General features: G+C 64.9%; 15 protein-coding genes. 9 read left to right on the top strand and 6 right to left on the bottom strand.

Annotation, left to right across the window (positions count from 1 at the left end; genetic code table 11):
• The first annotated feature begins 73 nt into the window (after positions 1-73).
• The 8 genes from PSV26_RS14570 to PSV26_RS14535 all read left to right on the top strand — a co-directional run bounded on the left by PSV26_RS14570 (position 74) and on the right by PSV26_RS14535 (position 10,217).
• Positions 74-988: a LysR family transcriptional regulator gene (locus tag PSV26_RS14570; protein ID WP_300571697.1), complete on the top strand. Its 915-nt coding sequence runs from the start codon at positions 74-76 to the stop codon at positions 986-988.
• 94 nt (positions 989-1,082) lie between these two features.
• Positions 1,083-1,964 carry a putative hydro-lyase gene (locus tag PSV26_RS14565; protein ID WP_300571696.1) on the top strand — a complete coding sequence of 294 codons (882 nt, stop codon included), beginning with the start codon at positions 1,083-1,085 and terminating at the stop codon, positions 1,962-1,964.
• Between the two features lie 22 nt (positions 1,965-1,986).
• Positions 1,987-2,949 (top strand): TRAP transporter substrate-binding protein, encoded by a 963-nt coding sequence (locus PSV26_RS14560; RefSeq protein ID WP_300571694.1) that lies wholly within the window; start codon positions 1,987-1,989, stop codon positions 2,947-2,949.
• A gap of 104 nt (positions 2,950-3,053) precedes the next feature.
• Complete coding sequence (locus PSV26_RS14555) at positions 3,054-3,563, top strand: TRAP transporter small permease (RefSeq protein WP_300571692.1); 510 nt, start codon at positions 3,054-3,056, stop codon at positions 3,561-3,563.
• A gap of 23 nt (positions 3,564-3,586) precedes the next feature.
• Positions 3,587-4,879: a TRAP transporter large permease subunit gene (locus tag PSV26_RS14550; protein ID WP_300571691.1), complete on the top strand. Its 1,293-nt coding sequence runs from the start codon at positions 3,587-3,589 to the stop codon at positions 4,877-4,879.
• 35 nt (positions 4,880-4,914) lie between these two features.
• Positions 4,915-5,889, top strand: coding sequence for a TRAP transporter substrate-binding protein (locus PSV26_RS14545; RefSeq protein WP_300571689.1), 975 nt, complete (start codon positions 4,915-4,917; stop codon positions 5,887-5,889).
• Positions 5,890-5,951: 62 nt separating this feature from the next.
• Complete coding sequence (locus PSV26_RS14540; protein WP_300571687.1) at positions 5,952-9,581, top strand: hydantoinase B/oxoprolinase family protein; 3,630 nt, start codon at positions 5,952-5,954, stop codon at positions 9,579-9,581.
• 90 nt (positions 9,582-9,671) lie between these two features.
• Entirely contained in the window at positions 9,672-10,217 is a 546-nt protein-coding gene (locus PSV26_RS14535) for a DinB family protein (protein WP_300571686.1), read from the top strand.
• A 112-nt stretch (positions 10,218-10,329) separates the two neighbouring features.
• Here the strand turns inward: PSV26_RS14535 and PSV26_RS14530 are convergent, their stop codons facing one another.
• The 6 genes from PSV26_RS14530 to mtnP form a co-directional block, all read right to left on the bottom strand.
• The gene (locus PSV26_RS14530; protein WP_300516476.1) at positions 10,330-11,268 is read right to left on the bottom strand and encodes a succinylglutamate desuccinylase/aspartoacylase family protein; all 939 of its coding nucleotides are present in this window, start codon (positions 11,266-11,268) and stop codon (positions 10,330-10,332) included.
• A 255-nt stretch (positions 11,269-11,523) separates the two neighbouring features.
• Entirely contained in the window at positions 11,524-12,600 is a 1,077-nt protein-coding gene (locus PSV26_RS14525) for a methyltransferase domain-containing protein (RefSeq protein ID WP_300571684.1), read from the bottom strand.
• Between the two features lie 33 nt (positions 12,601-12,633).
• Positions 12,634-13,299: a TIGR04282 family arsenosugar biosynthesis glycosyltransferase gene (locus PSV26_RS14520; protein WP_300516470.1), complete on the bottom strand. Its 666-nt coding sequence runs from the start codon at positions 13,297-13,299 to the stop codon at positions 12,634-12,636.
• 7 nt (positions 13,300-13,306) lie between these two features.
• Positions 13,307-13,990 (bottom strand): TIGR04283 family arsenosugar biosynthesis glycosyltransferase, encoded by a 684-nt coding sequence (locus PSV26_RS14515; protein WP_300571683.1) that lies wholly within the window; start codon positions 13,988-13,990, stop codon positions 13,307-13,309.
• A gap of 7 nt (positions 13,991-13,997) precedes the next feature.
• On the bottom strand, positions 13,998-14,960 hold the full coding sequence (arsS, locus tag PSV26_RS14510; RefSeq protein ID WP_300571681.1) for an arsenosugar biosynthesis radical SAM (seleno)protein ArsS: 963 nt from the start codon (positions 14,958-14,960) through the stop codon (positions 13,998-14,000).
• A gap of 19 nt (positions 14,961-14,979) precedes the next feature.
• Complete coding sequence (gene mtnP / locus PSV26_RS14505) at positions 14,980-15,858, bottom strand: S-methyl-5'-thioadenosine phosphorylase (protein WP_300571679.1); 879 nt, start codon at positions 15,856-15,858, stop codon at positions 14,980-14,982.
• 223 nt (positions 15,859-16,081) lie between these two features.
• Between mtnP and PSV26_RS14500 the strand changes: the two genes are divergently transcribed.
• The gene (locus tag PSV26_RS14500) at positions 16,082-18,250 is read left to right on the top strand and encodes an FAD-dependent oxidoreductase (protein ID WP_300571677.1); all 2,169 of its coding nucleotides are present in this window, start codon (positions 16,082-16,084) and stop codon (positions 18,248-18,250) included.
• Position 18,251 lies beyond the last annotated feature (1 nt).

The raw sequence follows: 18,251 nt of genomic DNA, 5'->3' as shown, positions 1-18,251 counted from the left end.
TAGACGCAAATCCCGCGCCAGTTTCCCCGGGCATACCCCGAAAACCCGAATACTTCCTCCAGGGGCCTTCTGCATGAATCTGCGGTTTGTTGAAGCTTTTTACTGGGTGGCCTCCCTCAAAAGCATATCGCGGGCGGCCGAAAAACTGTTCCTGACGCAGTCGGCCATGTCCAGCCGCATCGCCACGCTGGAAAGCGAACTGGGCATCTTGCTGCTGGACCGCCGCGACAAGCAGTTCAAGCTCACGGTGGCCGGCGCCCGGTTCCTGGTCTACGCCGAGAAGCTGCTGGAGTTGCAGCGCGAGGTCAAGGCCGAGATGGGCTCGGGTCAGGCCATGGCGGTGTCCATGCGTATCGGGGCCATCGAGTCGGTGTTGCACTCCTGGCTGATTCCCTGGCTGGAAAAGCTGCGCGCCGACCATCCCGGGCTGGAACTGGAGCTGACGGTGGAGACCACCCCCATCCTGGTGGACCAGATCCAGCGCGGCACGCTGGACCTGGCCTTTGCGGTGCTGCCGGCGTCGGCCGAGGGCGTGCGCAACCGGGCCCTACCGACCATGGACATGGTTTTTGTCGGCCATCCGGAGCTGCACAGAAAAAGAAATTACCGTCTGGCCGAGCTGGCCGAGATGGAATTGTTGACCTTTCAAAAGGGCTCTCAGCCGCATGTGACCCTGCTCGATTTGTTCCGGTTGCGCAGACTGGAACCCAAAAAGGTGCATGCGATCTCCTCGATTTCAGCCATGGTGCAGCTGGTTCAGGGCGGCTTTGGCGTGGCCCTGTTGCCGCGCGCTGCGGTGCAGCGGCTGACCGGTTTTGCGCGGCTGCGGCCGCTGGCCTGCGACGCAAAATTGCAGTCGCTGCCCATCCATGCCAGCTACCGCACCGACCCGACGTCCAAGACGGTGGAAACCGTGCTGCAGTCGGCGATCGACTTTGCCGGCGGCCTCAAAAATGCACCAAAAAAGGCATCTAAAGGTAAACCCTGATCATCGAAAAAATCGATGGTACAAGCAAAATATTTTGAATTTGCACACCGACCGGCACCCCCACACAATCCGCTCATCGTCATCAACTTGACACATGCAGCAGGGGAATTTTCCGGTGAGTACATCGTCACAATCAGCAGTCCGCGAGTCAGCATCGCCATCGGCTCCATCGGCACTTTCGGTGTTTGCAGGCGACGCGATTCAAAGCGCAACACAGGTGCGCAGCGCGATCCGCCAGGGCCGGTGGACGCACCACACCAGCGGCCTGGCCAGCACCCATGTGCAGGGCAATGTGGTCATCCTGCCGGCCGCGCAGGCCAATGACTTCCTGCGCTTTTGCCAGCGCAACCCCAAGGCCTGCCCGCTGCTGGCCGTGTCCGAGCCGGGCCAGGCCGCCTTGCCGTCGCTGGGTGCCGACATCGACATCTGCACCGACCTGCCGCGCTACCGGGTCTGGCGTGACGGCGAACTGGTGGACCAGCCCACCGACATCATCCAGCTCTGGCGCGACGATCTGGTGACTTTTGTCATCGGCTGCTCGTTCTCGTTCGAGCAGGCGCTGCTGGAGGCCGGCGTGCCGCTGCGCCATATTGCGCAGGGAAAAAACGTGGCGATGTACCGCACCGGCATCGCCACCGAGGCGGCCGGTATTTTCAGCGGTCCGATGGTGGTGTCCATGCGGCCCATGAAAGCCGCCGCCGCCATCCGTGCGGTACAGATCACCTCGCGCTTCCCGAATGTGCATGGCGCGCCGGTCCATATCGGCGATCCGGCGCTGATAGGCATTGCTGATCTGGGTCGGCCCGACTACGGCGACGCTGTCGAGGTGTTGACCGACGAATTGCCCGTGTTCTGGGCCTGCGGCGTCACACCGCAAGCCGCGCTGCAGCAGGCGCGCCCGGCCTTCTGCATCACCCACGCGCCTGGCGCGATGCTGATCACCGATCTTCTCAACCACCAACTGGCCAGTTTCTAGGCTTTACTCACAGGAGCATTTCATGAAGACACTCATTTTCGGTCTGACCGTCGCCTGCGCCGGGCTTGTCCAGGCGCAGACCAAATGGGACCTGCCCACCGGTTACTCGGCCAACAGTTTCCAGACGCAGAACGTGCAGCAGTTCGCCAACGAGGTGGACCAGCTCACCGGCGGCAAGCTCAAGATCACGCTGCACCCGGGCGGCTCGCTGTACAAGGCCAACGAGATCAAGCGTGCGGTGCAGACCGGCCAGGTCCAGGCGGCTGAGTTCATCCTGTCCGGTGCGGCCAATGAAAACCCGCTGTTCGGCGTGGACTCCATTCCCTTCCTGGCCACCAGTTACGTCGATGCCAAACGCCTGTATTTGGCGGCCAAGCCGGCACAGGACAAATTGCTCGCCTCTCAGGGGGTGAAGGTGCTGTTCACCGTGCCCTGGCCCGGCCAGTCGCTGTATTCGCTCAAGCCGGTCGCCACGCCGGCCGACTTTGCCGGCACCAAGATGCGCGCCTACAACCCGGCGACCACACGCATCGCGCAGCTGCTCAAGGCGCAGCCGGTCACCATCCAGCTGGCCGAGCTCGGCCAGGCGCTGGCCACCGGTGGTGTGCAGAACTTCCTGACCTCCAGCGCCAGCGGCATCGAGAGCAAGCTGCATGAACAGGTCAAGTATTTTTACCCGGTCAGCGCCTGGCTGCCGCGCAACGCCACCGTGGTGAGCCAGAAGGCCTTCGACGCCCTCGACAAGCCCACCCAGGAGGCCTTGCTCAAGGCGGCCGCCGCGGCCCAGGAGCGCGGCTGGGCCACCAGCGAGCGGCTCGATGGCGAGTACATCAAGGAGCTGGCTGCGAAAGGCATGACCATCAGCGCCCCCTCCGACAGCATCAAGAAGGAGCTGGCAGCCATTGGCGAGACCATGACGGCCGAATGGCTCAAGACCGCCGGTCCGGAAGGCCAGGCCGTGATCGACGCTTACCGCAAAAAGTAAGCCGTCTTCCGCGGCGGGCGGGGCTGCGCCAGGCAAGCCCCGCAGGCAGCCCGCCGCCGTCCCCTTCCTCTTCCCCCCTTTTTTGAACGATGCAGGAGCACGTGATGGGCAAACTCGTCCGGAATTTCTACAAACTGCTGATGGCCTTGTCCTGTCTGGCCATGCTGGTGGCCTTTGGCACCGTGATGCTGGGGGTGGCGGCACGTGAGCTGCGCTGGGACATTGCCGGCCTGGACGCCTACGCCGGCTACGCGATTGCGGCGGCCCTGTTCCTGGCGCTGCCCGGCACGCTCCAGCACGGCGACCATATCCGCGTGACCTTGCTGCTCGATCGTGTGTCGCCCAGGGTGCGCGGGCTGCTGGAATGGTGGTCGCTGGGGGCGGGGCTGGCGCTGACCGCCTATGTGGCCTGGTATGCGGCCCGCCTGGTCTGGGTGTCGTACAGCACACACGACATTTCACCGGCGGCCGACGCCTCGCCGCTGTGGATACCGCAGCTTGCCATGGCGCTGGGCTGCATCGGCTTTGCGTTGTCGTTCGTCCAGGCGCTGGTCGAGCGCTGGCAGGGCGGCATCTTCATTGCCGTCTCCAGCGAAGCCGCCCACATCGAATAGCCCGGACCCAAGGAAAGATCATCATGGATATCGTTTTTGCTGTCGGCCTGATCGTGCTGCTTTTTGCGGCACTGGGATCGGGGTTGTGGATAGGCCTGTCACTGCTGGCCGTGGCGCTGCTTGGCATGGAATTGTTGACCGCCCGCCCGGCCGGTGACAGCATGGCGCTGACCATCTGGGGATCGACCTCCAGCTGGACGCTGACCGCACTGCCCCTGTTTTTGTGGATGGGCGAGATCCTGTTTCGCAGCAAGCTTTCCAGCAGCATGTTCAAGGGCCTGGCGCCCTGGCTGGACCGCCTGCCGGGCCGGCTGCTGCACATCAATGTGGTGGGCTGCACCATCTTCGCGGCGATCTCCGGCTCTTCGGCCGCGACCTGCGCGACCATCGGCAAGATCACCCTGCCCGAGCTCAAAAAACGCGGTTACCCGGACGACATCTCCGTCGGCACGCTCGCCGGTGCGGGAACGCTGGGCCTGTTGATCCCGCCGTCGATCATCATGATTGTGTATGGCGTGGCGGCCAATGTGTCGATTGCCAAGCTGTTCCTGGCCGGCGTGATTCCAGGTCTCATGCTGGCTGCGCTGTTCATGGGTTACATCATCGTCTGGGCGCTGTTCAACAAGGACAAGGTGCCGGCCGCCGATACCCGCATGAGCTTTGGCCAGAAAATTTACGCATCGCGTCACCTGATTCCGGTGGTCTCGCTCATCGTGGTGGTGCTGGGCGGCATCTACAGCGGCATCGCCACCGCCACTGAAGCGGCGGCGCTCGGCGTGGCCGGCTCGCTGGTGCTGGCCGCGATCGAGCGATCGCTCACCTGGGACAAGTTCAGGGAAGGCCTGGTCGCCGCCTGCCGCATCTACTGCATGATCGGCCTGATCCTTGCCGGCGCGGCTTTCCTCACGCTGTCCATGGGGTTCATCGGCCTGCCGCGGCATCTGGCCGAGTTCATCGGGGCACTGAACCTCTCGCCCTTCATGCTGATGCTGGGGCTGATCGGCTTCTTCATTGTGCTGGGGTGTTTTCTGGACGGTATCTCGGTCGTGGTGCTGACCATTGCCGTGTTGCTGCCCACGGTCGAGGCGGCCGGGTTCGACCTGATCTGGTTCGGCATTTTCATCGTGCTGGTGGTCGAAATGGCGCAGATCACACCGCCGGTGGGCTTCAATCTGTTTGTCATCCAGGGCCTGACGCGGCGGGAAGTGACCTGGATCGCACGCACCGCACTGCCGCTGTTCATGCTCATGATCGTCGCGGTGCTGATCACCTACTTTTTCCCGGACGTGGTGCTGTGGCTGCCGCGTCATATGTAGCCCGCCTGTAAACACTTTTCTGCAGGAGTCTCCCCATGAAAAAGCTCTGGATCGCCGCCCTGGCCGCGGTTTTGCTGGGTCACGTCCCCACCCTGCTGGCCCAGACCACCTGGAAGCTGGCAACGGGCTACCGCGCCGAGTCCTTCCACACCCAGAACATCGCGCAGTTCTCGCGCGAGGTGGAGCAGGCGACGCGCGGGCAGCTGGTGATCCAGGTACACCCCAACAACACCCTGGCCAAGCTCAACGACATCCGGCAGGCGGTGGCAGACGGCAAGGCGCAAGCCGGTGAGACCATCATGACCAGCCTGGTCAAGGAGATACCGATCGCCGGCGCCGACGCCGTGCCTTTTGTGGTGGGTTCGTACAAGGATGCGGCGCGCCTGTGGAAGCTGCAACGCCCCGGTATCGAGAAACACTTCGCGCAGCGCGGGCTGACGCTGCTGTATGCCGTGCCCTGGCCGCCGCAGGGGCTGCACTCGAGCAAACCGGTACGCAGCCTGGCAGATTTCAAGGGCACGCAGATGCGCACCTACAACTCGACCACGCAGCGGATTGCCGAATTGTTGGGCGCCAGGCCGGTGGACGTGGCCATGGTGGACGTCGGCAAGGCCCTGACCGAAGGCCGCATGGACAACATGATCACCTCGGCCCTGACCGGGGTGGAAAACAAGGTCTGGGGCTCGATCAAGTACTACTATGAGATCAACGGCTGGTTTCCGAAGAACGTGGTGTTTGTCAGCAGCGGGGCATTTGAGGCGCTCACGCCGGAAGCGCGCAGCGCCGTGCGCAAGGCGGCTGCCGAAGCTGAAGCCCGGGGCTGGGCGACCAGCGAGTCGCTGGCCACCAGCGCCACCGAGGAGCTGCGGCAAAATGGCATAAGGGTTGAGCGCATCCCGCCAGACGTGGAGCTTGAGATCAAACGCATGGGCGAAAAATTCTCGCGTGAATGGGTGCGCACTGTGGGCAACGAGGCCAACCAGATTTTTGTTCCCTATTACCTTCAGTAAATATCGACGGGCGCCGTGATCGCAGGCCCCGCCAACTTCCTGTCCGGAAACGGCTTTAAACCATGACTTCGAAACAATCCTCAGCACAGACCGCATCGCCCGCTTCAGTCAGGACAGACAAGCGCTGGCAGTTCTGGATCGACCGTGGCGGCACATTCACCGACATCGTGGCCAAGAAGCCCGACGGTTCGCTGGTGACGCACAAGCTGCTGTCCGAGAACCCCGAGCAGTACCGGGATGCCGCCGTTGCCGGCATCCGCCACCTGCTGGGCCTGAAGGCGGGGGAGCCGATCCGCGCCGACGTGGTCGACTGCGTGAAGATGGGCACCACCGTGGCCACCAACGCGCTGCTCGAACGCAAGGGCGAACCGACGCTGCTGGTGACGACACGCGGCTTTCGCGACGCGCTGCGCATTGCCTACCAGAACCGCCCGCGGCTGTTCGACCGCCACATCGTGCTGCCCGAGCTGCTCTACAGCGCCGTGGTGGAAGCCGAGGAACGCGTCGGTGCCCAGGGCGAGGTACTGCAGGCGCTCGACGAGGCACTATTAAAAAGGGAGCTGCTTGCGCAATACCAGCAAGGGCTGCGCAGTGTTTCCATTGTTTTCATGCATGGCTACCGCTATACCGACCATGAAAAGGCTGCCGGCCGCATTGCACGCGAGGTCGGTTTCACGCAGGTCAGCACCTCGCACGAAACCAGCCCGATGATGAAGTTCGTCAGCCGCGGCGACACCACCGTGGTCGATGCCTACCTCTCGCCCATCCTGCGCCGTTATGTGGAGCAGGTCGCCGGCGAGATGCCCGGGGTCAAGCTGTTTTTCATGCAGTCGTCGGGCGGCCTGACCGATGCCCATGTGTTCCAGGGCAAGGACGCGATCCTGAGCGGGCCGGCCGGCGGCATTGTCGGCATGGCGCGCACCGCGGCGATTGCCGGCCACGCCAAGGTGATCGGGTTCGACATGGGCGGCACCTCCACCGACGTGTCGCATTACGCCGGCGAGTTCGAGCGGGAGTTCGAAACCCAGGTGGCCGGCGTGCGCATGCGCGCGCCCATGATGAGCATCCACACGGTGGCGGCCGGCGGCGGCTCCATCCTCAAGTTTGACGGTGAACGCTTCCGCGTCGGGCCGCAAAGCGCCGGCGCCAACCCGGGACCGGCGAGTTACCGCCGTGGCGGCCGCCTCGCCGTGACCGACGCCAATGTGATGGTCGGCAAGGTGCAGCCGCGTTATTTTCCCAAGGTGTTCGGCCCGAACGCCGACGAGCCGCTGAGCTATGAGGCGGTGCAGACGCAGTTCAACGAACTGGCCGGCCAGACCGGGCGCAGCGCCGAGGTGGTGGCCGAAGGTTTCATCAACATCGCGGTGCAGCAGATGGCCAATGCCATCAAGAAAATCTCGGTGGCGCGCGGCTACGACGTGACCCGTTACACCTTGCAGTGTTTCGGCGGCGCCGGCGGGCAGCACGCCTGCCTGGTGGCCGATGCGCTGGGCATGACCCGGGTGTTTGTGCACCCGCTGGCCGGGGTGCTCAGCGCCTACGGCATGGGCCTGGCCGACCAGAACGTGATCCGCGAGCAGGCGGTCGAGCTCAAGCTGTCGCCGGCGGCCCTGCAGGAGGTGGCCGACAAGCTCGACGCACTGGCTGCCACGGCGCAGGCCGAACTGCAGCGCCAGCAGGTCAGCACGGGCACCATCACCATGCACCGCCGCGTGCATGTGCGTTACGAGGGCAGCGACTCGGCGCTGGTGGTTCCCTTCGGCACGCTGGACGAGATCGAGGCCGGCTTCGAAGCCGCCTACCGGCAGCGGTTTGCCTTCCTGATGCAGGGCAAGGGCCTGGTGGTGGAAGCCGTGTCGGTCGAGGCGGTGGTTGCCGGCGATGCGCCGGTGGAGCCGCGCCACGCCACCCACGAGCCGCGCGAAGTACCGCGCCGCGAAACCGTGCGCATGTATTCGGGCGGCCAGTGGCACGATGCGGCCCTGGTGGTGCGGGAAGACCTGCAGCCCGGCGACATCATTTCCGGCCCCGCCATCATTGCCGAGAAAAACGCCACCACGGTGGTCGAGCCCGGCTGGGAGGCCGCGCTGACGGCACTGGACCACCTGGTGCTGGACCGGCGCGCCGAGCGCGCCATCCAGTTTGCCGCGGGAACCACGGTGGACCCGGTGCTGCTGGAGGTGTTCAACAACCTCTTCATGAACATTGCCGAGCAGATGGGCCTGCAGCTGCAGAACACCGCCTATTCGGTCAACATCAAGGAGCGGCTGGACTTCAGCTGCGCGCTGTTCGACACCGAAGGCAACCTGATTGCCAATGCACCGCACATGCCGGTGCACCTGGGTTCCATGGGTGAAAGCATCAAGACGGTGATCCGTGAGAACGCCGGAAAAATGCAGCCGGGCGATGTCTATGTGCTCAACGACCCCTACCACGGCGGCACGCACCTGCCCGACATCACGGTGATCACGCCGGTCTACCTGGGCGGCGCAGAGCTGCCGACCTTTTATGTGGGTTCGCGCGGTCACCATGCCGACATCGGCGGCACCACGCCAGGCTCCATGCCGCCGTTTTCGACGCGTATCGAGGAGGAGGGCGTGCAGATCAACAACGTCAAGCTGGTCGAACGCGGCGTGCTGCGCGAGGCCGAGATGGTGGCACTGCTGAAAAGCGGCCAATACCCGAGCCGCAACCGGCAGCAGAACATGGCCGACCTGAAGGCGCAGATCGCCGCCAATGAAAAAGGCGTGCAGGAGTTGCGCAAGATGGTCGATACCTTCAGTCTGGAGGTGGTGCTGGCCTACATGCGTCACGTGCAGGACAACGCCGAGGAGTCGGTGCGCCGCGTGATCACCCAGCTCAGGGACGGCGCCTTCACGCTGCCGCTGGACAATGGCGCGCAGATCCAGGTGGCGATCCGGGTGGACACGGCAAGCCGCAGCGCCGAGATCGATTTCACCGGCACCTCGCCCCAGCAGAGCAACAACTTCAACGCGCCCACGGCGGTGTGCATGGCGGCGGTGCTTTACGTGTTTCGCACGCTGGTGGACGACGACATCCCGCTCAACGCGGGTTGCCTGAAGCCGCTCAAGGTCATCATCCCGGCCGGCTCCATGCTGAACCCCAACTCGCCGGCCTCGGTGGTGGCGGGCAACGTGGAGACCTCCACCTGCATCACCAATGCGCTGTATGGCGCACTCGGCGTGATGGCGGCCAGCCAGTGCACCATGAACAACTTCACCTTCGGCAACGAACGGCACCAGTATTACGAAACCATCTCGGGTGGCAGCGGTGCAGGCGAGGGCTTCGACGGCACCAGCGTCGTGCAGACGCACATGACCAATTCGCGCCTGACCGACCCTGAGGTGCTGGAGTTCCGCTTCCCGGTGCGGCTGGAGAGTTACGAAATCCGCCACGGTTCGGGCGGCGCCGGGCGCTGGACAGGTGGCAACGGCGGTGTGCGGCGTGTGCGTTTCCTGGAAGCCATGACTGCGAGCATTTTGTCGAACGGCCGCAAACACGGCGCGTTTGGCATGGCCGGGGGTGAGCCGGGTCAGGTTGGGCGCAACGTGGTGGTGCGCGCCGGCGGACAGATCGAGGCGCTGGACCACATCGGCCAGGCCGAGATGTTGCCGGGTGACATCTTTGAGATCCACACGCCGGGCGGTGGCGGCTTTGGCAAGCCGTGAGGCGGTGCTGCATCTCCTGATATGTGGTAAAAATCGCTTGCAGACCTTTTCCTGCGGGCGAAAGCAGCTATCAATTCAGGAGCGTTTGGCATGAGTGCGGCATTCTCCGACAACTACCGCTTTCTGGCGAAATACAACCGCTGGATGAACCAGCGCCTGTATGCGGCCTGTGAGTCGCTCAGCGACGAAGAGCGCAAACGGGATCGCGGCGCCTTTTTCGGATCGCTGCACCACACGCTGAACCACCTCGTGGTGGCCGACCAGATCTGGCTGCGGCGTTTTGCGCAGTGCGGTCTGGACCACGGCGCCCCGTTGGCCAGCCTGAGCGAGTCCGTGCTGGACCTGCCGCCGGGCAGCCAGTTGGGCACCGTGCTGTTTGACGACTGGTCCGCCTTGCGCGCCAAGCGCGAGCAGCTTGACGTTGCGATGGAGGCCTGGGTGGCGGACATGCCCGAGGCCTACCCGCAGTTCACCATGACCTACAGCAACACCAAGGGTGTGGCGCGCGTACACCCCGCCTGGCAGGCGATGACCCATTTTTTCAACCACCAGACGCATCACCGCGGACAGGCGACCACGCTGCTGATGCAGGCCGGCGTGGATGTGGGGGTCACGGACCTGGTTGCGCTGGTGTAAGGCGGGGCTCCTCGTTCGTGGAATCTGCGCTCGTTCTCCGGGCGGTTTTGGCCGCCTGACGTGGCGTTGTCGGGTGCGGGATTTTTTCACCGGTTGGCCGACCCCCTCAAAGTCAAATCGCCCGCGTCAAATACACCGCTTCGCGCCCGACAATCGGCTCCCGGGTCGGCATGAACACGGTGCAGCCGTCGCACGGTGAACGCACTTCTTCAGCGCTGCCGTCGGTGGCGATCAGCTCGCCCTTCTGGAAGGTCTCAAAACCGAGCAGCGGCTTGACGAAGCGGAACTCGCTGGTCTGCACCATGCGGGTTTGCAGCAGCTCAAAGCGGCGTTGCGCGGGCAGGGCGGACGGCGCGGCGGTGCGTTCGATCAGGCCAAAGTGGGCCAGGAAGTCCAGTGTCACCTGGGTCGCCAGATCGGCCGAGCTTCGGGCGAAGTGCTGGCCGCATTCCACCACCAGCGCTGCGCCGGCGGTGCCGTCCTGCTGGCCATGCCGGCCGTGCTGGATCAGGGGTGTGCCTGAGCCCAGGCCGTTGGGCATCACCAGGTGGACGGCCGGCCGGCCTATGGCTTGCGCGACGGCTGCGTTGCGTTCGAAGGCGGGGTAGACCCAGAAGGGCTCCACGGCCTGCGAGGTCGAGTGGATGTCCAGGATGTGGTCGGCCGCGGTAATCACCGGTCGCAACTCGCGTGCGCGGCGCAGCTCGGGGCTGTCTTCCGGGCCGTCCAGCCACTCGTCCGACCAGACGCGGTTGAGGTTGTGAACCACCTGGCGGTTGTCGAAGGGCTGGTCGGGGTTGAAGGCGTTGTAGGCTTCGACATGCGCAAAGCTGACGGTGAGCGTGCCGATCAGCGGCCGGATGCCGGCATCCAGCAGATGCGTGGCCGCGACCATGCCGCAGATCTCGTTGCCGTGGGTCAGCGCATTGACCAGCAGATGCGGGCCGGGCCGGCCCGAGGCGAAGCGGTGAACGTAGTCGACGCCGGTGTTGCCCGCCCGGTAGGCCGACAGGTCGCGTGGAAGCACTTCGAGGGGCAGTTCAGAGGTCAATGGAGTCCTTCGGTGGTGGAGGTGGTCGGCGCTTTGCGGCGACAAATGCTACATAAATAATAGCTGAATATCGCGTATGGGCTGAAGCGGCGGGTCTGCTTTGCAGCAGCAAAGGCCTGTGGCCCAGGCCCCTGCGGCTGCCGGAGTGCTCCCCGAGGGGGCTAACACCTCGGGCAGGTCGGCTGCAGGCCTGTCGTTGCCAAGGTCGGAGTCAGGACGATGGCGATCAGCAGGTACCCGGTGGCTTGAAGTTAATCAGCAGCAGCCGGCCGGCCCGCAAACGCCGGCGCTGCTGCCCGGCGCGCCGTCAAACGGCAGGCTGGTGCCGCAGCCTTCAAAAATGCCGTAGTGCGTGTCGAAGTTGCCGATGAAGCTGAAATGCGGTGCCAGGCGCGTGTCCTGCAGCATGCGCCAGGTGTTGCCGCAGACCGGGAACACCTTGCCGGTCTGGATGTCGTGGTGTTTGTCGAGCACAAAGCGGCCGGGGTGGCCGGGAATGCTGCCCTGGTAAATCACCGCCTGGCCATAGTCCTCGCAGGCCGACTCCAGCGCGGCCAGCTTGAAGAGCCGCCAGGTGGCCGAATAAAAGCGCAGGTTACCGGTGCGCGCAGCGAGTTGCGGGTCGGTGATGTCCAGCGGCCGGTCTTCCACCAGGCGAGGGTCGGCAAAACCGTGGCCTTGCGCCAGGCGTTCGAAGTCTTTCCAGTACAGTGCGCCGCCCAGGCATTCGCCATACAGCACCGGGTCGTTTTTCACCGCGATCGGCACGCGGCGATCGGCATACACATCGGAAAAGTAGAACTCGCCACCGGGCTTGAGCAGGCGCTGCACACCGGCGAGCACCGCGTCCTTGTCGGGCGAGAGGTTGACCACGCAGTTGGAAACGATCACGTCGAAGCTGCCGGCTTCCAGGCCGAGTTCGTCCAGCCGCTCGATGTAGCCGTGCAGAAACGTCACGTTGTCGTAACCGAACAGCCCGGCATGGTGGGCCTGGTGCGCACGTGCCACGGCCAGCTGTTCATCGGTCATGTCCACGCCAACCACCGAACCGGTGGGCCCGACCAGCTGGGCAAGCGCATACACATCGCGGCCCGAGCCGCAGCCGAGGTCCAGCACGCGGCAGCCTTCAAGCAGCGGCGGGCAGACCAGGCCGCAGCCGTAGTAACGCGACAGCACCTCGGGATGGATGCGCGCGAGCAGCGGCTTGAGCCATTCGGGCATGGCACTGATGTCGCAGCAGGCGCTGGTTTTGAGGTCGGTCGTGCCCTGCAGCTGGCGGCCGTAATAATCGGTGACGATGTCGTAGGTGTTTTGGTCGTTATCGTTGTTCATGGGGCAATTTTCGGGAAGTGATTTGCTATTGAATCAGGAGCTGCTGGCGCTTGTTCTGATTGGGCTGGAGGCCGATTTGGCCTGATATTTCGGGTTTGTGAAGCCGGACGGCAAGTGGGCCAGATCGGCTGCTTCGTCAATGTCGTGCAGCATGGGCCCCTGCCACACGCGCAGGCCCAGCGCGGCCAGGCGGTGCAGCGTTTCGGCGGCGACCGCCGGGGTGCTCCATGCCATGTTCGTGAAGATCGCGGGGCAGGGTGCCTGCAGGCCGATCAGCACATAACCGCCGTCGGCCACGGGCAGCAGCACGGCGTCGTGGTGTACCAGCTGCCGGGCCGCCTCGCGCAGGTGCGCGCTGCCCAGTGCCGGGCAGTCGGTGCCGATCAGCAGCACCGGGCCGGTGTGCAGGGCGAGGGCGCGTTGCAGCGCACGGTCCATGCGTTCACCGAGGTCACCCTCGCCCTGTGCGGTGCAGACCACGCCCGCAGGCAGCGTCACGCCGTGCCAGGCCGTGTCGCCGGGCGCCGGGCTCAAACACAGCTCGACCGCGTCCAGGCCGGCCGCCAGCGCCTGTTGCAGCGTGTGGTCCAGCATGGCGCGCGCCAGCGCCGCCGCGCCGTCCGCCCCCAGCGCGGGAATCAGCCGGGTCTTGACGGCGCCGGGTTGCGGTGCCTTGGCAAAAATCACCAGGCAGGTCATGGCGTGCTCAACGGTACAACTCGGCCAGGCGCTCGGGCGCCGCGCCGCGCCAGTAGGCAAACCGCAGCCGCCACATCAGCAGCACGGTGCGCCAGACACCGCGGCTTTCCCAGCGCCGGCCCGAGGTCTGCACTTTGGCCCTCAGGCAGGCCGGACGCGACAGTGTGAGCAGCCGCCGGGACATTTCGATGTCTTCCATCAGCGGCTGGGGCGGGAAGCCGCCCACGGCCTCGAAGGCCGCGCGGGTCATGAACAGCGCCTGGTCGCCGGTGGCGATGCCGGTCCGGCGCGAGCGCAGGTTCATCAAGGCGGCAATCAGCCTGAGCATGCGGGGACGACCGGTGATGGACACGTCAAAACGGCCCCAGACCTGCGAGCCGCCGGCCAGCGCTTCGCTGATCAGCGCGTCGGCGTCAGCGGGCAAGCGGGTGTCCGCATGCAGGAACATCAACACCTCACCCGTAGCCTGCGCCGCGCCCGCGTTCATCTGCAGCGCCCGGCCGCGCGGCGCGTTGACGAGATACGCGCCGCCAGCCAGCGCCAGCGCGGCGCTGTGGTCGCTGCTGCCGCCGTCGGCCACGATGAGCTCTGCACCGCGTGCCCCCAGCGGCGCCAGCGCCTGCAGGGCCGCGCCCAGGCCGCCGGCTTCGTTGAGCACCGGCAAAACCACGGACAGGCGCGCCGCAGCCATGCTGTACTCAGTGTTCCAGCGCGCCGCCGCAACTGCTGCCCTGGCCGGCGGTGCAGCCATAACAGTGGCCTGCCACGCGGATGGGCTGCCCGTCGATCCCGCTGCTGAGCAGATCACGCAGATGGCGCTGCAGGCCCGAGGTGCCCAGCGGCAGGCCGAGCTGCTGGTTGAAGTCGCAGTCCGACAGCCAGCCCTGCCAGTCCACGCTGACCGTGTTGCGGCACATCACGCCGGCCAGGTTGTGCTGCTGGAAGCTGCCCTTGAGCAGGTCCATGTAGCTGTCAAACGTGCCTTTGGACACCAGGGTCGAGCCGAAACGCTGGATAGGCATGTTGGTCAGCGCGTACAGCTCGTTGAAGACAATGCCGAAATGCGCCAGCAGCTCGCGCTTGTAGTCGGCCTGCAGCGCCTGCTGGTCGGGCGGCAGCGAGGGGCCCTGCGGGTTGTAGACCAGGTTGAGCAGCAGGCCGGATCCCGGCTGGCCGTAACCGAGCTGGTTGAGTTTTTGCAGGGCCGCAATGCTGAGGTCGAACACGCCTTCACCGCGCTGCTTGTCGACATTGGCGGCCGAGTAGCAGGGCATGGACGCCACGATGTCCACGCCTTGTTCTGCCAGGAATTCGGCCAGACCTTCCTGCCCGGGCTCGAACAGGATGGTCAGGTTGCAGCGGTCGATCACGCGCACACCCTGCGCCCGGGCGGCGCGCACCAGGTCGCGAAAGCCCGCATGCAGTTCAGGGGCGCCGCCGGTCAGGTCCAGCGTGCCCAGGCCGCGTGCGGCCAGCACCTGCGGGATCAGCGCCAGGGTGTCGGCGTCCATCATTTCGGTGCGGTTCGGGCCGGCGTTGACATGGCAGTGCACGCAGCTCTGGTTGCATCGGTAGCCGAGGTTGACTTGCAGGGTGTCGAGCTGCGCGCGGCGCAGGGCTGGAAAAGGCGTTTTTTTCAGCAGGGGAAGGGTGTCGTGCATAACTGGGGTCCGGTGGGGTTCAGGGCAGGAGCGCGGCCAGCCGTGCGCGCACCTCGGGGGCCATGGTGTCGGGCTGGGTGACCAGCGCGTTGTGCAAGGCGGTGTGGGCCTGGCTGGCCGGTTGTTCGGCGCCCAGCAGGCGTATCACCTCGGCCACCACCTGCTGGGCACGGCCGGCATTTTTGAGCAGGTTCGCCAGCGCCATGTTGGCATTGACCTGGGCCTCGCGCGGGTGCCAGCAATCGAAGTCGGTCACCATCGCCAGCGTGGTGTAGGCGATCTGCGCCTCGCGGGCGAGTTTGGCTTCCGGCATGTTGGTCATGCCGATCACGCCGGCGCCCATGCTGCGGTACCAGTGCGATTCGGCCAGGCTGGAAAACTGCGGGCCCTCGATACACACATAGGTGCCGCCTTCGTGCAGGTCCACGCCGTGGCCCGACGTATCGGCAGCCAGCATGCTGCGTACCGCACGCGCCAGCAGACCGGCAGTGGCGGGACAGACCGGCTGCGCCATGGACACATGGGCGACCGCACCCTGGCCGAAGAAAGTGCTGTCGCGGCGCTTGGTCAGGTCGATGAACTGGTCGGGCAGCACCATGTCCAGCGGTTTGAAATCCTCGCGCAGCGAACCCACGGCCGATACCGAGACGATGTAGCGCACGCCGAGCTGCTTCATGGCGTGGATGTTGGCGCGGTAAGGCACCTCGAAAGGCAGCAGGCGGTGGCCGCGCGCGTGGCGGGCCAGAAACACGGCGGGAACGCCGTGGACACTGCCGGTGACCAGCACATCGGAGGGCGCGCCGAAGGGCGTGTCCATCACATGCTCCTGCGCGTTCTCGAGCGCGTCCATCTGGTAGAGGCCGCTGCCTCCGATGATGCCTACCAGTGCCTGGGTCATGCTTGCGGGTTCCTTGTTGATTTAGACTGCTTGCGGGCGCCGGCCCAAGACCATTCGCCTCATCTTTCGATTTTGAGCGAGTTTTGCAGCCAGCGGTGTTAGCCCGGCGTTAAGGCCTTCTGCCCGCTTGGTCGCTGCCGCGCGGGATTTCTTACACCGCCCACGCCTGTTTTGGTAAGAATCGGCGTCGTCGTCCGACTGAATCCACAGAACAACCTAGAGGATGGCCTTGAATTCACGCAAACTTTTTATCGCCGCGCTGCTGCTGGCGGGCATAGGCGCCTTTTTTGCGCTGGATCTGGGGCGATTTTTGAGCCTGGCCTTCCTCAAGGACAGCCAGTCGTCTTTCCAGGCGGTGTTCGATCAGAAACCGGTGTGGGTGACGCTGGTTTTTTTTGCGGTTTACGTCGCCGTCACCGGCTTGTCGTTGCCGGGCGCCGTCATCATGACGCTGGCGGCAGGCGCCGGTTTCGGCCTGGTACTCGGGACCGTCGTGGTGTCGTTCGCCTCGACCCTGGGGGCGACGATGGCCATGCTGGCGGCGCGTTACCTGCTGCGGGACAGCATCCAGGCGCGTTTTGGCAAGCGGCTGGACGATATCAACAAGGGCATAGCGAAAGAGGGCGCGTTTTACCTGTTTTCGCTGCGGCTGATCCCGGTCGTGCCGTTTTTTGCCCTCAACCTGCTCATGGGCCTGACCCGCATCCGGACCTGGACCTACTTCTGGGTCAGCCAGCTTGGCATGTTGGCCGGCACCGTCGTTTATGTGAATGCCGGGACGCAGATCGCAAAAATCGATTCTCTGCAGTCGATTGCCTCGCCAGCGCTGATCGGCTCCTTTGTGCTGCTCGGCGTCTTGCCGCTGGCGGTCAACAAAGTGCTGCAGTTTCTCAAGCGCCGCAAGGTCTACGCGCGCTGGGCCAGTGTGCGCCCCGCGTCTTTTGACCGCAACCTCATCGTGATTGGCGCCGGCGCCGGCGGTCTGGTGTCGGCCTACATTGCCGCGGTGGTGAAGGCCAAGGTGACGCTGGTCGAGGCCCACAAGATGGGCGGCGACTGCCTGAACTACGGCTGTGTACCGTCCAAGGCGCTGATCCGCAGCGCGAAACTTGCACACCAGATGCAGCACGGCGCCAGTTATGGCCTGAGCGACAGCACGCCGGTGTTCAGTTTCAAGGCGGTGATGCAGAGGATCGCGGCGGTCATCCGCGCCGTTGAACCGCATGACAGCATCGAGCGTTACACCGGCCTGGGGGTGGAGGTGCTGCAGGGTCATGCGCGCATCGTCAACCCCTGGACGGTGGAAATCACCCTCAACGAGGGCGGTACCCAGACCCTGACGACACGCAGCATCGTGATCGCAGCCGGTGCCCGGCCGCTGGTACCGCCCTTGCCTGGGCTGGAAGAGGCGGGCTACGTGACCAGCGACACCTTGTGGGAGGCTTTTGCGCAGCTCGACGAAGTGCCCCGGCGCCTGGTGATCCTCGGCGGCGGGCCGATCGGCTGTGAGCTGGCGCAGGCCTTGGCCCGGCTGGGTTCGCAGGTCACGCAGGTCGAGATGGCGCCGCGCCTGATGTTGCGTGAAGATGTAGAGGTGTCGGAGCTGGCGCGCCAGGCGCTGGCCGCCGATGGCGTGTCGGTGCTGACTGGCCACAAGGCCTTGCGCTGCGAAACATCGGGCGGTGTGAAAACGCTTGTCGTCGAACACGGCGGCAGTGAACAGCGCCTTGAGTTTGATCAGCTGATCTGCGCCGTTGGGCGGGTCGCGAGGCTGGAAGGTTACGGGTTGGAAGAACTCGGCATCCCGGTGCAACGCACGGTGGAGACCAACGACTACCTGCAGACCATCTACCCCAACATCTACGCGGCGGGTGACGTGGCCGGACCCTACCAGCTCACCCATGTGGCGGCGCACCAGGCCTGGTACGCGGCAGTCAATGCACTGTTTGGCGAGTTCAGGCTGTTCAAGGCTGATTATTCGGTGATTCCCTGGACCACCTTCATCGACCCGGAGGTGGCGCGTGTCGGCCTGAACGAACAGGAGGCGCGGGAGAAAAACATCCCGTTTGAAGTGACCCGTTACGGCATGGACGATCTGGACCGGGCCATTGCCGATGGCGAGGCGCGCGGTTTTGTCAAGGTACTGACGGTGCCGGGCAAGGACACGATTCTGGGTGTGACGATCGTCGGCACGCACGCGGGCGACCTGCTGGCGGAATATGTGCTGGCGATGCGGCACGGCCTGGGGTTGAACAAGATCCTCTCCACCATCCACACCTACCCGACGCTGGCCGAGGCCAACAAGTTTGCGGCCGGCGAATGGAAGCGGGCGCACCAGCCCAAGCGCCTGCTTGAATGGGTGCGCCGCTACCATGATTGGAAGCGGGGTTGAC

Origin of the sequence: Polaromonas sp. (assembly GCF_029945685.1) — a bacterium.
Taxonomy (GTDB): Bacteria; Pseudomonadota; Gammaproteobacteria; order Burkholderiales; family Burkholderiaceae_C; genus Polaromonas.
The sequence above is the reverse complement of the archived record's forward strand: the minus strand, read 5'-3'. Positions and strand labels throughout refer to the sequence as shown.

Bases quoted from the DNA above. Each gene is read 5' to 3' on its own strand.
- PSV26_RS14570 (WP_300571697.1), top strand. From the start codon at position 74: ATGAATCTGCGGTTTGTTGAAGCTTTTTACTGGGTGGCCTCCCTCAAA.
- PSV26_RS14565 (WP_300571696.1), top strand. From the start codon at position 1,083: ATGCAGCAGGGGAATTTTCCGGTGAGTACATCGTCACAATCAGCAGTC.
- PSV26_RS14560 (WP_300571694.1), top strand. From the start codon at position 1,987: ATGAAGACACTCATTTTCGGTCTGACCGTCGCCTGCGCCGGGCTTGTC.
- PSV26_RS14555 (WP_300571692.1), top strand. From the start codon at position 3,054: ATGGGCAAACTCGTCCGGAATTTCTACAAACTGCTGATGGCCTTGTCC.
- PSV26_RS14550 (WP_300571691.1), top strand. From the start codon at position 3,587: ATGGATATCGTTTTTGCTGTCGGCCTGATCGTGCTGCTTTTTGCGGCA.
- PSV26_RS14545 (WP_300571689.1), top strand. From the start codon at position 4,915: ATGAAAAAGCTCTGGATCGCCGCCCTGGCCGCGGTTTTGCTGGGTCAC.
- PSV26_RS14540 (WP_300571687.1), top strand. From the start codon at position 5,952: ATGACTTCGAAACAATCCTCAGCACAGACCGCATCGCCCGCTTCAGTC.
- PSV26_RS14535 (WP_300571686.1), top strand. From the start codon at position 9,672: ATGAGTGCGGCATTCTCCGACAACTACCGCTTTCTGGCGAAATACAAC.
- PSV26_RS14525 (WP_300571684.1), bottom strand. From the start codon at position 12,600: ATGAACAACGATAACGACCAAAACACCTACGACATCGTCACCGATTAT.
- PSV26_RS14520 (WP_300516470.1), bottom strand. From the start codon at position 13,299: ATGACCTGCCTGGTGATTTTTGCCAAGGCACCGCAACCCGGCGCCGTC.
- PSV26_RS14515 (WP_300571683.1), bottom strand. From the start codon at position 13,990: ATGGCTGCGGCGCGCCTGTCCGTGGTTTTGCCGGTGCTCAACGAAGCC.
- arsS (WP_300571681.1), bottom strand. From the start codon at position 14,960: ATGCACGACACCCTTCCCCTGCTGAAAAAAACGCCTTTTCCAGCCCTG.
- mtnP (WP_300571679.1), bottom strand. From the start codon at position 15,858: ATGACCCAGGCACTGGTAGGCATCATCGGAGGCAGCGGCCTCTACCAG.
- PSV26_RS14500 (WP_300571677.1), top strand. From the start codon at position 16,082: ATGGCCTTGAATTCACGCAAACTTTTTATCGCCGCGCTGCTGCTGGCG.